Here is a 14,479-nt window from a genome sequence, read left to right on the forward strand (position 1 = left end):
GGCGCCAGCTCGGGTGTGCGGTCAGTCGGTGCCGGACTCCATGGCGGCCTGGTCGAGGAGGGTGTCTTCGGTGGGTGCCTCGGCGCCGCGGGAGGCGATTTCCTCGGCGCCGCCGGCGGGGAGGGCGCCTACCAGGCCCTGGGGGCTGCCGACCATGCCCAGCAGGGCGTACTGCTCGAGCTTGGCTCGGGAGTCGGCGATGTCGAGGTTGCGCATGGTCAGCTGGCCGATGCGGTCGGCGGGGGCGAACGCCGGCGTGTCGGTTCGCTCCATCGACAGCTTGTCGGGGTGGTAGCTGAAGGCCGGGCCGGTGGTGTCGAGCACCGAGTAGTCGTCGCCGCGGCGCAGGCGCAGGGTGACCTCGCCGGTCACGGCGTTGCCGACCCAGCGCTGCAGGGACTCGCGGAGCATGAGCGCCTGCGGGTCGAGCCAGCGGCCCTCGTACATGAGGCGGCCCAGCTTGCGGCCCTCGGTGTGGTAGCTCGCCAGCGTGTCCTCGTTGTGGATGGCGTTGACCAGGCGCTCGTACGCGATGTGCAGCAGCGCCATGCCGGGCGCCTCGTAGATGCCCCGGCTCTTGGCTTCGATGATCCGGTTCTCGATCTGGTCGGACATGCCCAGGCCGTGGCGGCCGCCGATCGCGTTCACCTCGAGCACCAGGTCGACCGGGGAGCCGAACTCTTTGCCGTTGACCGTGACCGGCCGGCCCTCGACGAAGCCGATGGTGACGTCTTCGGCCGCGATCGCCACCGACGGGTCCCAGAAGCGGACGCCCATGATCGGGTCGACGATCTCGATGCCGGTGTCGAGGTGCTCGAGGGACTTGGCCTCGTGGGTGGCGCCCCAGATGTTGGCGTCGGTCGAGTACGCCTTCTCGGTGGAGTCACGGTAGGGCAGGTCGTGGGCGAGCAGCCACTCGCTCATCTCCTTGCGCCCGCCGAGCTCGGTGACGAAGTCTTTGTCGAGCCACGGCTTGTAGATGCGCAGCGACGGGTTGGCCAGGAGACCGTACCGATAGAAGCGCTCGATGTCGTTGCCCTTGAACGTCGAGCCGTCGCCCCAGATCTGCACCTGGTCGGAGAGCATGGCCCGGACGAGCAGGGTGCCGGTGACGGCCCGGCCCAGCGGTGTGGTGTTGAAGTACGTCTTGCCGCCGGAGCGAATGTGGAACGCGCCGCAGGCCAGGGCGGCCAGCCCTTCCTCGACGAGGGCGGACCGGCAGTCCACCAGGCGGGCGACCTCGGCGCCGTAGGTGAGGGCGCGATCGGGCACGGAGGTCACGTCGGGCTCGTCGTACTGGCCGATCTCGGCGGTGTACGCGCAGGGCACGGCGCCCTTTTCACGCATCCACGCGACCGCGACCGACGTGTCGAGGCCACCGGAGAAGGCGATGCCGACCCGCTGGCCGACCGGGAGAGAGGACAGAACCTTGGTCACGGGCTAGATTATGCACGCTCCCGCATTTTCATGCAAAGCGCACCGCCCGGGCCATCAGCGATACCCCCGGAAGAGACTGCACGGGCAGGAATCGCTCGGTGACGATGACCGCGCTCAGGGCGGCGTTCACCAGCGGGTTCATCTTGCGCAGATCGCTGGTGGTGGACCTCTTGCGGGTGTACGCCGCGCCGGGGCGCAGCAGCACGTTCCAGCTCCAGAGCCGTTCGACGCGGAGGCCGCCGTTCTCCAGGACCGTGCGCAGGGTGTCGCGCGTGTAGCGGCGGAGGTGCCCGACCGCCACGTCGTGCGCGGACCACAGCTTCATGTCGCACGGAACGGTGATCAGCGCGCTGCCGCCGGGGCGCAGGACCCGGCGCATTTCGGCGACAACCCGCTCGTCATCGTCAATGTGCTCGAGAACGTCGAATGCGACGACAAGGTCCACCGATGCGGAACTGAAGGGGAGATGCCGGCCATCTCCGCGCACGGTGGTCAATGCGCGTTTCCGGGCGGCCACGGCACCGTCGTGACCGTATTCGACGGCGATCGGCGACCAGCCGTGTTTCTGCAGGACGCGGGTGTTCCCGCCGCCCGCGGCGCCGATGTCCAGGGCCTTGGACGGGGGCCCGGGCAGGCGGCGCAGGTTGCGGGCGAGAAGGGCCCGCCTTTCCCGGTACCACCAATGCCGATCTTCCAGGGCGACCAGTTTCTGAATTTCGGTGCTGTCCACCACGACATGCTAAAACGGTGAGCCGCCCGCCGTTCCGAAAACGGTTCCAAACACAACCGAACATAGATTGTCATCTTGTATCAGCGTATTGACAGGAAGAAGGGAATGTTGCGAGTGTGCGTCCATCATGTTTCGTGTTTGACTTTGTTCAGGCGGTCATATGTCACGCAAGATCTCTCGGGCGTTCCTGGCCGTGGCCCTCGTCGCCGGAGCCGCGGTCGCGGTGGGCGAGCCCGCGCTGGCCGGCGACACCTCGTGCGCCACCACCGGCTCGGTCGACTACGGATTCGATCTGGCCGGCGGCGGCTGGAAGTTCACCACCGGCGACGACCCGGCCTTCTCGGCCGCCGGGTTCGACGACGCCGCGTGGAAATCGTGGAGCGTGCCCGACAACTGGAACAATGAGGCCGATCTCAAGAATTACGACGGCTTCGCGTGGTATCGCAAGACCTTCACGCTGCCGGCGCGCCCGTCCGGCGTCACCGATTCGGCGGTCATGGCCACCCTCGGCCAGATCGACGACGCCGACCAGACGTTCCTCAACGGCACCGAAATCGGCCGGACCGGCGGATTCCCGCCCGATTTCGATTCCACCTGGGAAGTGCCGCGCGAGTATTACCCGGCCGACGGCCTGTTGCATTGGGGCGGCGCCAACACCATCGCGGTCCGGGTGTACGACGGAACCGGCGGCGGTGGTTTCTACGCCGGGCCGGTCGGCCTTTACACCAAGGCCCATTTCCGCGGGGGCAAAGCGGCGACGAAGAGCCAATTGGCGTACGCCTGCGCGCTGCTCACCAAGCAACACCGGGCCCTCGCCGCGGGCGACCTGCGGGCGTACGCGTCGACCCTGGCCAAGGATTTCTTCCATCAGGGCGACACCGCGGCCCGCCGGCTGTCCGAGATCAGGGCCCGGGGCCGGAACGTCACGCTGACCGACGCCCAGGCCGAGGTCTTCGTCGACGACCGGGGCCGCATCGTGGTCGACACGCTCCGGAGCTGGGCGGCCGGCGAGCCGCCCACCCGCGAACTGCTGCACTTCGACCCGCGCAGAGGCGTCGAACTCGGCGACCAGTCCCGCTTCTTCCGTGACAGCTACGTCTCGACCGCGATGAACAAGCGGGTGCAGTTCAACGTGTACCTGCCGGCGAGCTACACCCGTACGACAGCCAAGCGTTTCCCGGTCGTCTACATGCTCAACGGGTTCAACGGCAGCAACATCGAGTGGGAGGCCCGCGACATGGGCACCGTCCTCGACAAGCTGATCAAGGACAAGGGCCTGGCCGAGATGATCGTGATCTTCCCGGACGGCGGCAGCGGCTGGTACGTCGACACCTCGGCCGGCAACTACCGGTCGATGATCGTCAAGGAGGTGCTGCCGATGGTCGACCGGGTCTATCGCACGATTCCCGATCGGGAGCACCGCGGCCTCACCGGCGTGTCGATGGGCGGGCAGGGCGCCTTCACGCTCGGCCTCACCCACCCGGAGCTGTTCAGCTCGATCGCCAGCCACATCGGCGCCCTGAGCCTGGCCCCGCTGGTCGGCACGGCCGAGGAGCGCGCCGCCAACGCCCACCTGCAGCCGATCAAGCTCGTGCAGTCGATGACGGCGGCCGAGCTCAACCGGCACACCTACTACTTCGACGGCGGCGATTCCGACGAGTACGGGTTCGGCACGGCGGCCCGGAACATGAGCGTGGCCCTGGCCTCGAAGGGCGTGAAGCACGACTACCAGCTCGGCCCGGGCAACCACGCGGACTCGTACTGGATGCCGAAGCTGGATCGTTCCTTCGCCCTGCACAGCGAGCAGTTCAGGAGCTGAACAACACCGCGCAGTCGACGGCGCGCCGCCACCTCTGGTATTCGGCGGCGCGCCGGCCGGCGTCCATGGCCGAGAGCCACCGGCCGGCCCGGTGCCGGTTGTTGCGCAGGTCCTGCAGGTCGGACCAGTATCCGACGGCCAGCCCGGCCGCGTAGGCGGCGCCGAGCGACACGGTCTCGGCGACCATCGGCCGGACGACCGGCACGTCGAGCACGTCGGCCACGATCTGCATGAGCAGGTTGTCGGAGGTCATGCCGCCGTCCACGTTGAGGGCGGTCAGCGCGAGCCCGGAGTCGGCGTTCATCGCGTCGACCACCTCGCGGGTCTGCCAGCCGGTGGCCTCGAGCACGGCCCGGGCCAGATGACCCTTGGTGATGTACGAGGTGAGGCCCACGATCACGCCGCGCGCCTCGCTCCGCCAGTGCGGCGCGAACAGCCCGGAGAAGGCGGGCACGATGTAGCAGCCGCCGTTGTCGGCGACGGTGCCGGCCAGGGTCTCGATCTCCGACGCGGTGCCGATCAGCCCGAGCCCGTCGCGCACCCACTGCACCAGCGATCCGGCGATGGCGATGGACCCTTCCAGGGCGTACGCGACGGGCTCGTTCCCGATCCGGTAGCCGACCGTGGTGAGCAGCCCGTGCGTGGAACGGACCGGCGTGGCGCCGGTGTTCATGAGCAGAAAACCGCCGGTTCCGTACGTGCATTTGACGTCGCCGGGCGCGAAGCACGTCTGCCCGAAGAGCGCGGCCTGCTGATCGCCCATGGCCGCCGCGATGGGCACCCCGGGCAGCACCGAGTCGGCGGCCCCGTAGACCTCGGACGAGGAGCGAATCTCCGGCAGCATCGCGTGTGGGATCGTGCACACATCGACGAGCGAGGCGTCCCAGCGCAGCGTCGTCAGGTCCATCAGCATCGTGCGGCTGGCGTTGGTGACGTCGGTGAGGTGGTGCTTGCCGCCGGTCAGGTTCCAGATCAGCCAGCTGTCCATCGTCCCGAACAGCACCTCGCCCTTCTCGGCGCGCTCCCGCAGCCCCGGCGTGTGGTCGAGCAGCCAGCGCACCTTGGGCGCGGAGAAGTAGGTGGCCGGCGGCAGGCCCGTCCTCTCCCGGACGAAGTCCGCGTCGAGAGCGGAGACGAGTTCCGAGGTGCGGGTGTCCTGCCAGACGATCGCCGGCGCCACCGGCACCCCGGTCTTCCGGTCCCACACCACGACGGTCTCGCGCTGGTTGGCGATGCCGATCGCGGCCACCTGGGCGGGCCCGATCCCGGCCGAGGCCATCACCCGCTTGATGAGTTTCTGGGTGTCCCGCCAGATCCGCGCCGCGTCGTGCTCGACCCACCCGGGCCGGGGATAACTCTGCGGATGCTCGGCCCGCGCGACCGCGACGACGGTCGCCCGCCGGTCGAAGAGAATGCACCGGGTCGAGGTGGTGCCCTGATCGATCGCGAGGATCATGGGCGCCCACTCAGATCCCGGGAGATCGACTCGGCGGTGGCGCGCACCTGCTCGACGAGGGCCGCGCGGGGGCGCAGCCGCGAGTCGCAGACGCGCTCGACCGGGCCGTAGATGCCGATCGCGCCCACCACCAGGCCGCCGATGCCCCGGGTCGGCGCCGCTATGCCCGCCCGGCCCGGCTCCCATTCCTCGACCGCGTACCCCCAGCCCTGGCGGCGGATCTCGGCCAGGGCGGCGGTGAGGTCCCGCCGATGGGTCAAGGTCTTGCGGGTGTACGGGTCGAGGCCGCCCCGGACCACGGCGTCGGCGGCCGGGGCGTCGTACGCCAGGAGGACCTTGCCCAGCGACGTCGCGTGCGCCGGAACGACCAGCCCGATCTCCATGGTCTGCGTGGTGTCGTCCGGGCGGAAGACGTGGTGGACGACCTTGACCGCCGCGCCGTCCAGGACGCCGATGCGCACCGACTCGACCGTGCGGGAGGCCAGGGCGTCGGCCCAGTCCAGGGCCCGGGAGCGCAACTCGTTCACGTCGAGGCCGCCCCGGCCCAGCTCGAGCAGGCCCCGGCCGAGCCGGTAGCGGGCGGTCCGCGGGTCCTGCTCGGCGAAGCCGATGTGTTCCAGGGTCCGCAGGATGCTGTGCGCTGTCGACTTGGGCAGACCCAGCGCGTCGGCGATCTCCTTGACCCGCAGCCGGTCGGGACCGGCCGCCAGCAGGCGTAACACGGCCGACGACCGCTCGACGGACTGAATCATGCCGGGCACGTGCGCCATTGTCACACGGGCCCGGGTCAGGACGGCGTGACCAGCCGGGTCTCGAAGGCCACGACCACCGCCTGGACCCGGTCGCGGAGGCCGAGCTTGGCCAGCACCCGGGCCACGTGGGTCTTCACCGTCGCCTCGGACAGGAACAGGCGGCCGGCGATCTCGACGTTGCTCAGGCCCTGCGCGACCAGGGTCAGCACCTCGCGCTCGCGCGGTGTCAGAGCGGCCAGGTCGCGGTGCGGGAGGGCGTCGCGGGGCGCGGGCGTGGTGAACCGCTCGACCAGGCGCCGGGTGATGCCCGGGGCGAGCAGCGCGTCGCCGTCGCGGACGATGCGCACCGCGGCGACCAGGTACTCCGGGGTGACGTCCTTCAGCAGGAAGCCGCTCGCGCCCATGCCCAGGGCCGAGTAGACGTAGTTGTCGAGGTCGAACGTGGTCAGCATGATGACCCGGGGCGGTGCGGCGACGGCCAGGATGCGGCGGGTGGCCTCGAGCCCGTCCATCTCCGGCATCCGGATGTCCATGAGGACCACGTCGGGGCCGGTACGGCGGACCGCCTCGACCGCCTCGGCGCCGTTCTCGGCCTCGGCCACCACGTCGATGCCGTCCGCGGCCAGGATCATCCGGAAGCCGGCCCGCACGAGCGCCTGATCGTCGGCGATCACCACCCGTAACGGCACTGCGCTCATGGGGTCTCCAGCGGTAGTCGGGCCTGGACACGGTAACCGCCGGTCAGGCGGGCCGCCGCCTGGAGGGTGCCGCCGTAGACGGCGAGTCGTTCCCGCAGGCCGGCCAGCCCACGGCCGGTGGACCGGGCCGATTCCGGGGTCGGCCGGCCGCCGGTGTCGGTGACCGTGATCCGCAGGCCGTCCGGCGCGTACGCGACGTCGACCGTGGCGCTGGCGCCGGCCGCGTGCTTCACCGTGTTGGTGAGCGCCTCCTGCACGACGCGGTACGCCGCGAGTTCCAGGCCGGCCGGCAGCGGGTACTTCTCGCCGCTGGTGGTGACCGTGACGTCGACGCCGGCGTCGCGGACCCGGTCGATCAGCGGCGGAAGCTGGGCCAGGCCGGGCTGCGGGGTGAGGTCGTCCTCGTCGTCGGCCGCGGACAGCAGGCCCATCACCCCACGGAGCTCGCCGAGCGCGGCCCGGCCGCCCTCCTCGACCGCGAGCAGCGCGTCGCGGGCCGCCTCGGGCGCGTTGTCGAGGACCTTCCGGGCGGCTCCGGCCTGGATGACCATCATGGACACGTTGTGCGTGACGATGTCGTGCAGCTCGCGGGCGATCCGGGCCCGTTCCTGCCGGGCGGCCTCCCGCAGCGCGTCGGCGCGTTCCTGGCGCAGCCGGTCGGCCCGTTCCCGCCAGGTGCGCATGCCGTTGACGGCCAGCCCGATGGGCAGCAGCACCAGGAACGGTACCCAGCCCACCGGCACGATCGGCACCGCCAGGTCGGGGAACGAGCTGTACAGCAGCGCCGCCACCGGCAGCGTGGCCAGGGCCCACATCCGGTAGGGGCTGTACGCGGCGGCGGTGTAGGCGGCGATCACGCAGGCGTAGAAGGAGACGCGCAGGATGTCGGTGCTCGGCTCGACGCCGTGCAGCGACAGCACAGTGATGCCGAGGATGACCGAGAGGGTGGCCAGCGGATAGCGGCGCCGCAGGAGCAACGGCAGGATCGCGGCGATGGCGATCCAGCCCGGGCTCTGGGGGTCGCGAAGATCATTCTCGTACGGGGTGACCGGAGCCCCGTGCGAGGGTGGGATGTCCGGGAGATCAGGAAGATCCGGTGGCGGCACCATCATCGCCACGTCGTTCGTGGTGTCGAACAGGTGCTCGGTGATGTTGGTGCCGCCGAGCGCCACCGCGACGAACACCACGACGAGCAGCGCGTCGAAGACCCAGTTGCGGCGGGTCATCCGCGGCTGCGGGCCGGAGCGGCGCAGGGCCCGCGCGAGCAGGAGCGGCATCCGCTCATTGTGTCGGGGCGGGCCGGCCGTACGCATCCACCTCCGGACTACGCCGCGAGGATGACCCCGGGCCGGAAAGGGGCTCTCACGGCCGACGACCCGGGTACGCGGCCGTCCATAGTGTCCCGGCCATGATTGACGTCGTAGATGTGAGCCGCCGTTACGAGGGCGACCGGGCCGCCCTCGACCACCTGAGCCTCGAGGTCGCCGAGGGGGAATGCCTGGCGCTGCTCGGCCCGTCCGGCAGCGGCAAGTCGACACTGCTCAACCTGATCGCCGGCCTCGACCGGCCCACCGAGGGCAGCGTGACGGTCGGCGGCACCCGGGTCGACCGGCTCGGTGAGGCCGCGGCCGCCCGGTACCGCCGGGCGACCATCGGCCTGGTCTTCCAGTTCTTCAACCTGCTCGACGACCTGACCGTCCTGGACAACGTGCTGCTGCCGGCGCAGATCGCCGGCCGCCCGGCCGGCGCGTCACGCCGGCGCGCGGGCGAGCTTCTGGAGACGCTCGGCATCGACCGGCACGCCGGCGCCTACCCCGGCCGCCTGTCCGGCGGGGAGCGGCAGCGGGTCGCCGTCGCCCGGGCGCTGATGAACCGGCCGCCGCTGCTGCTCGCGGACGAGCCGACCGGCGCCCTCGACACCGCCTCGGGCGCGGAGGTGCGCAAACTCCTGATCGACCTGCACACCGACGGTCAGACCATCGTGTTGGTCACCCACGACGAGGTGCTGGCCGAGGCCGTCGCCACCCGCACCGTCCGGCTCGTCGACGGGCGGGTGGCGACCGCATGAGCGCCGTCCGGACCGTCGTGCGCGGCGCCCAGCGGCGCCGCGTCTCCACCATCGTGATCGTCGCCGCCACGGCGATGGCCGTCACCGCGACCGTCCTGGCCGGCCTGCTGCTGGCCGCCTCCTCGGCGCCGTTCGCCACCGCGTTCGCCGGCCAGCGCGGCGCGCACCTCACCGCGTTCTTCGACGCCTCGACGACCACCAGCGAGCAGGCCGCGGCCACCGCGTCGCAAGCCGAGCGGGCGGCCGGACCGTTCCCGGTGGCCACGGCCGCCGTCCGTCCCGAGGGCCTGCCGGGCATACCGTTCATGGACCTCAGGGTCGCCGGGCGGGCCGACCCGGCCCGCGACCCGGTCGACAAGGTGACCCTGCTGTCCGGGCGCTGGGCGCGGGCCACGGGCGAGGTCGTGGTGGCCCGCGGCCATCTGCGGATTCCGCCCGGAAGCGTCCTGAGGCTGAAGGACGGGCCCACCCTGAGGGTCGTCGGCGAGGCCCGGTCGATCAGCCAGACCTCGCAGGGGTGGGTGACACCCGATCAGGCGACCGCGCTCGGCCCGGCCGGCTGGCAGATGCTCTACCGGTACGCCGACGCCGGCACCGAGGCCGCGATGAGCGCACACCAGGCCGCCCTCGGCCCGAACGCCCGGACGCAGTCCTGGCTGGGCGTCCGCGCCGACGCCGCGCACCGCACCCAGCTGTTCGTGCCCCTGCTGAGCGCGTTCGGGCTGATCGGCCTGGCCCTGGCCGCCCTGGTCATCGGCAACGTCGCCGCGGGCACCGTCGCCTCGGCCACCCGCCGCATCGGCGTCATGAAGGCGCTCGGGCTGACCCCGGCCCAGGTGGTGCGGGCCTGCCTGGTCCAGGCGCTGATCCCGGGAATGATCGGCGCCGTCCTCGGCATCGTCGCCGGTGACCTGCTCGCGGTGCCGCTGACCGCCGACGTGGCCGACCTGTTCGGCACCGTCCCGATGTCGGTCACCCCCTGGGTCGACGCCGCCGCGATCGTGGCCGCGGTGCTGGTCATCTCGGCGACCGCGGCCCCGGCCGCGTGGCGGGCGGCCCGGCTGCGCACCGTCGACGCGCTCGCGGTCGGCCGCACCCCGCTCAGCGGCCGGGGCCGCCGGGCCGCCCGTCTGGCCGGCCGGTCCCGGCTGCCGAGGCCGCTCAGCCTCGGTCTGGCCCAGCCGTTCACCCGCCCCGCCCGGCTGGTGGCCATGCTGCTGACGATCGCGTTCGGCACGGCCGCGGCCACCTTCGCCATCGGGCTGGCCAGTTCGCTGCGCCTGGTCCAGGCGGCCGACCAGAAGCCCGCCACCTCGGCCGACGTGGTCGTCTACCCGGGACCGGACGGCATCGGAACGGACGCGGGCGCGGTCATCGCGGCCACGCCGGGAACCGGAAGCTACTACGGCCGCGGGCCGGCCGACATCACCATCGACGGCCTGCGCGAGGCCGCCCACGGCACCGTCACCACCGGGGACGCCGGCGCCGCCGGGTACGAGATGCTCGACGGCCGCTGGTATGCCGCTCCGGGCGAGGTGGTCGTCACGACCGGGTTGCTCACCGCCACCGGCAAGCACGTCGGCGACACGGTCACCGGCGCCGGCCACGAGCCGTTCACCATTGTGGGCGAGGTGTTCGACGGCAGCGCCAACAACCACCTCTACACCGACGTCGCCAGCATGCCCGGCCTCCGATCGCCGTTCGAGTGGTACGTCAAGCTCACGCCGGGCACCGACCGCGCCGCGTACCTCGACTCCCTGACCAGCCGCCACCTGGAGGCCCAGGCCAGCGAGGCCGAGAGCGCCGACGGCACGCTGATCGTGCTCGACTCCCTCACCGCCCTGCTCACGGCCCTGCTGGTGTCCGTGGCGGCGCTGGGGGTGCTGAACGCGGTGGTCCTCGACTCCCGCGACCGGGTGCACGACATCGGCGTACAGAAATCGATCGGTATGACTCCGAAGCAGACCGCCGTCATGGTCATCGCCTCGGTCGGCGTGGCCGGTCTGATCGGCGGCGCCGCCGGCGTCCCGGCCGGCTACCTCGTGCATCACTGGGCGGTGCCGGCGATGGCCCGCGGCGCCGGCATCCGCCTGCCCGGCAGCACCATCGACGTCTACGCCCCGGCCCTGCTCCTGACCCTGGCCCTGGCCGGCCTGATCCTGGCCGCGGCCGGCGCTCTGCTCCCGGCGGGGTGGGCGGCCCGGACGCGCACGGCGGTGGCCCTGCGCACCGAATGACCCGGCATGATCACCACCCCCTGAACAGCCAGAAATCGCCGCGTGAGGTCTGTCCTAACGGGCATCTTCATCGCCGGGTCTGGATGACTAGTCTCCGGGAATGAGACGACTTCTGGCGGCTGCCGTCGCCACGACTGTCGGACTGGCGCTCGGCGGCAGCATGATCCCGTCCGCGGCGCAGGCCCACAGTGGGACCCCCAGTTACACGCCGCCTCCCATCGCCTGGGGCGCGTGCACCAACGCCACCCTGAAGGCGCGCGGCGCCGAGTGCGGATTCGTGATCGTCCCGCTCGACTACGCGCGCCCGGGCGGCACCAAAATCAAGATCGCCGTGTCGAGGATCAAGGCCAAGTCGCCGGCCGCCGACTATCAGGGCGTCATGCTGGTCAACCCGGGCGGCCCGGGCGGATCCGGCCTCATCTACTCGGTGTTCCAGAGCGCGATCCCGGACAACGCGGGCCTCGACTACGACTGGATCGGCTTCGACCCGCGCGGGGTCGGCTCCAGCGTGCCGTCGCTGAGCTGCGACGGAAACGTCGCCGGCTACAACCGGCCGTACTACGTACCGGTCAACCGGCAGCTCGAGAAGACCTGGCTGGCCCGGTCCAAGGCGTACGCCCAGGCGTGTGCCCGCGCCGGCGGCCCGCTGCTCGATCACCTGAAGACCACCGACAACGTGGCCGACATGGAGAGCATCCGTAAGGCGCTGGGCCAGAAGCAGATCAACTTTTACGGCTTCTCGTACGGCACGTACCTCGGCCAGGTCTACGCCACATTGCACCCGGCCCAGGTCCGGCGGATGGTCTTCGACGGGGTCGTCGACCCGCGCGGCGTCTGGTACGACGCCAACCTCAGCCAGGACGTCCAGTTCGACAAGAACATGGACACCTACTTCGCCTGGGTGGCCAAGTACGACGCGGTGTACCACCTGGGCACCACCGGCAAGGCGGTGAAGGCCAAGTACTACGCCACGCTCCAGAAGCTCCGCGTGGCGCCGGCCGAGGGCAAGATCGGCCCGGACGAGTGGAACGACATCTTCGTCTCGGCCGGGTACTACGTGTACGGCTGGGAGGACGTGGCCACCGCGTTCTCGGCCTATGTCAACAGCGGGGACGCCTCCGGACTGCTGGAGCTGTACTCCGAGCCCGGCCCCGGCGCGGACAACGGCTACGCGGTCTACCTGGGCACCCAGTGCACCGACGTGCGGTGGCCGTCCAGCTGGGACAAGTGGAAGCGGGACAACTGGCGGATCTACCGCAAGTACCCGTTCATCACCTGGAACAACGCCTGGTACAACGCGCCCTGCCTGTTCTGGAAGGGCGACGTCGGCAAGCCGGTGAACGTCAACGGCAAGAAGGCCCCGCCGATCCTGCTGATCAGCGAGACCAACGACGCCGCCACGCCGTACGCGGGCAGTCTCGAGATCCGTAAGCGGTTCCCCCGCTCGGTCCTGATCGAGGGTGTCGGCGGCACCACGCACGCCGGCTCGCTCAGCGGCGTCGCCTGCACCGACGACACGATCGCGGCCTACCTGGAGTCCGGCGCCCTGCCGAGCCGGGTCCACGGCAACCGCTCCGACAAGAAGTGCGACCCGGTTCCGCAGCCGGACCCGACGGCGGCGGCGGCCAAGTCCCTCGCCTCCACCGGTAGCGGCAGCCTCAAGGCGGCTTTGCGCAGCGCCGCACCGCCGGTGCGCTGACGACGGCGCCGACCGTGCGACATTGTCGCACGGTCGGCGTTGATCCGGATCACATCGCTGCCTAGCGTCGCTCCCACGAGAAGGGGGCGATGTGGCGGACTTCGTCGGAGCGATCGATCAGGGCACCACCAGCACGCGCTTCATGATCTTCGACCGGGCCGGTCACGAGATCGGCCGTCACCAGCTGGAGCACCGGCAGATCCTGCCCGGCGCCGGGCTGGTCGAGCACGACGCGACCGAGATCTGGGAGAACACCCTCAAGGTCGTCGACGTCGCGCTGGCCGGCGCCGGCCTGACCCCGGCCGACCTGGCCGCCGTGGGCATCACCAACCAGCGCGAGAGCGTCCTGATCTGGGACCGCGCGACCGGCCGGCCGTGCCACAACGTCATCGTCTGGCAGGACACCCGGACGGCGCCGGTCATCTCCTCGCTCGACGCCGAGTTCCTGCGCGAGCGGACCGGACTGCCGCCGGCCACGTACTTCTCCGCCACCAAGATCCAGTGGATGCTCGACCACGTTCCCGGCCTGCGGGCCCGCGCCGAGAACGGCGAGGTCGTGTTCGGCACCCTGGACAGCTGGCTGATCTGGAACCTGACCGACGGCGCGCTGCACCTGACCGACGTCACCAACGCCAGCCGCACCCAGCTGATGAACCTGCACACCCTCGACTGGGACGACGAGCTGCTGCGGCTGTTCGGCATCCCGCGGGCCCTCCTCCCCGAGATCAGGTCCTCGGCCGAGACGTACGGGCACGCGTCCTCGGTCCTGCCCGGTGTGCCCATCGCGGCCGCCATCGGCGACCAGCAGGCCGCGCTCTTCGGGCAGACGTGTTTCGCGCCCGGTGACGCGAAATGTACGTACGGGACCGGGAACTTCGTCTTGCTGAACACCGGGACGACACCGGTGCGCTCGACGCACGGGCTGCTCACGACCGTGGCCTACCGGTTCGGGGCGGACGCGCCGGTCTACGCGCTCGAAGGGTCGATCGCGGCCACCGGCTCGGCCGTGCAGTGGCTGCGCGACCAGCTCGGCGTCATCGACTCGGCCGGCGAGAGCGAGCAGCTGGCGGCCCAGGTGGACGACAGCGAGGGTGTCTGCTTCGTGCCGGCCTTCTCCGGGCTGTTCGCGCCGTACTGGCGCCCCGACGCCCGGGCCGCGATCGTCGGGCTCTCCCGCTACCACACCGCGGCCCACATCACCCGGGCCGCGCTCGAGGCCATCTGCTATCAGACCCGCGACGTCGTGGCGGCCATGGCCCAGGACTCCGGCACCGAGCTGGACTGCCTCCAGGTCGACGGCGGCGTCACCGCCAACGCGCTGTGCATGCAGCTGCAGGCCGACATCCTCGGCGTGCCGGTGAGCCGGCCCGCCGTCGCCGAGACCACCGCGCTCGGCGCCGCCTACGCGGCCGGCCTGGCCGTCGGCTTCTGGACCTCACCGGACGAACTGCGCGCCAACTGGCGGGAGGACCGGCGCTGGCAGCCGTCCTGGACCCAGCGGCGGCGCGACGAAGGAACCACCCGCTGGCGAGCGGCCATCGACCGCAGCCTCGACTGGGCCGGCCTCGGCTGAAATCGGAGAT

Annotated in this window: 11 protein-coding genes; 5 read left to right on the top strand and 6 right to left on the bottom strand. The window is 71.2% G+C overall.

The window, feature by feature from the left end:
• Nucleotides 1-21 precede the first annotated feature (21 nt).
• Nucleotides 22-1,437, bottom strand: a complete 1,416-nt coding sequence (gene argG / locus AB0C26_RS34905) for an argininosuccinate synthase (protein WP_360256380.1) — start codon at nucleotides 1,435-1,437, stop codon at nucleotides 22-24.
• Between the two features lie 28 nt (nucleotides 1,438-1,465).
• A complete protein-coding gene (locus tag AB0C26_RS34910) occupies nucleotides 1,466-2,167 on the bottom strand; it encodes a class I SAM-dependent methyltransferase (RefSeq protein WP_360256382.1) in 702 nt (233 codons plus the stop codon).
• 160 nt (nucleotides 2,168-2,327) lie between these two features.
• On the opposite strand from AB0C26_RS34910, the gene AB0C26_RS34915 reads away from it, so the two are divergent.
• Nucleotides 2,328-3,986 carry an alpha/beta hydrolase-fold protein gene (locus AB0C26_RS34915; protein ID WP_360256384.1) on the top strand — a complete coding sequence of 553 codons (1,659 nt, stop codon included), beginning with the start codon at nucleotides 2,328-2,330 and terminating at the stop codon, nucleotides 3,984-3,986.
• Here the strand turns inward: AB0C26_RS34915 and glpK (AB0C26_RS34920) are convergent.
• From glpK (AB0C26_RS34920) to AB0C26_RS34935, 4 genes are read right to left on the bottom strand one after another with little or no spacing between them, the layout of a single operon-like run.
• Nucleotides 3,976-5,442, bottom strand: a complete 1,467-nt coding sequence (glpK, locus tag AB0C26_RS34920) for a glycerol kinase GlpK (RefSeq protein ID WP_360256386.1) — start codon at nucleotides 5,440-5,442, stop codon at nucleotides 3,976-3,978. The two genes, AB0C26_RS34915 and glpK (AB0C26_RS34920), sit on opposite strands and share 11 nt — an antisense overlap.
• Nucleotides 5,439-6,203, bottom strand: a complete 765-nt coding sequence (locus AB0C26_RS34925; protein ID WP_360256389.1) for an IclR family transcriptional regulator — start codon at nucleotides 6,201-6,203, stop codon at nucleotides 5,439-5,441. The genes glpK (AB0C26_RS34920) and AB0C26_RS34925 overlap by 4 nt, the downstream gene beginning before the upstream one ends.
• Nucleotides 6,204-6,229: 26 nt before the next feature.
• Nucleotides 6,230-6,892: a response regulator transcription factor gene (locus AB0C26_RS34930; protein ID WP_360256393.1), complete on the bottom strand. Its 663-nt coding sequence runs from the start codon at nucleotides 6,890-6,892 to the stop codon at nucleotides 6,230-6,232.
• On the bottom strand, nucleotides 6,889-8,169 hold the full coding sequence (locus AB0C26_RS34935; protein ID WP_360256395.1) for a histidine kinase: 1,281 nt from the start codon (nucleotides 8,167-8,169) through the stop codon (nucleotides 6,889-6,891). Before AB0C26_RS34935 ends, AB0C26_RS34930 begins: the two co-directional genes overlap by 4 nt.
• Nucleotides 8,170-8,300: 131 nt before the next feature.
• Here AB0C26_RS34935 and AB0C26_RS34940 point away from each other — a divergent pair, with 131 nt between their 5' ends.
• The 4 genes from AB0C26_RS34940 to glpK (AB0C26_RS34955) all read left to right on the top strand — a co-directional run bounded on the left by AB0C26_RS34940 (nucleotide 8,301) and on the right by glpK (AB0C26_RS34955) (nucleotide 14,469).
• The gene (locus tag AB0C26_RS34940; RefSeq protein WP_360256398.1) at nucleotides 8,301-8,960 is read left to right on the top strand and encodes an ABC transporter ATP-binding protein; all 660 of its coding nucleotides are present in this window, start codon (nucleotides 8,301-8,303) and stop codon (nucleotides 8,958-8,960) included.
• Nucleotides 8,957-11,197, top strand: coding sequence for an FtsX-like permease family protein (locus AB0C26_RS34945; protein ID WP_360256400.1), 2,241 nt, complete (start codon nucleotides 8,957-8,959; stop codon nucleotides 11,195-11,197). The genes AB0C26_RS34940 and AB0C26_RS34945 overlap by 4 nt, the downstream gene beginning before the upstream one ends.
• Before the next feature lie 100 nt (nucleotides 11,198-11,297).
• A complete protein-coding gene (locus tag AB0C26_RS34950; protein ID WP_360256402.1) occupies nucleotides 11,298-12,896 on the top strand; it encodes an alpha/beta hydrolase in 1,599 nt (532 codons plus the stop codon).
• 91 nt (nucleotides 12,897-12,987) lie between these two features.
• Nucleotides 12,988-14,469 carry a glycerol kinase GlpK gene (glpK, locus tag AB0C26_RS34955; protein ID WP_360256404.1) on the top strand — a complete coding sequence of 494 codons (1,482 nt, stop codon included), beginning with the start codon at nucleotides 12,988-12,990 and terminating at the stop codon, nucleotides 14,467-14,469.
• Nucleotides 14,470-14,479: the final 10 nt, after the last annotated feature.

It is taken from the genome of Actinoplanes sp. NPDC048796, from assembly GCF_040650035.1.
In the GTDB taxonomy this organism is placed as follows: Bacteria; Actinomycetota; Actinomycetes; order Mycobacteriales; family Micromonosporaceae; genus Actinoplanes.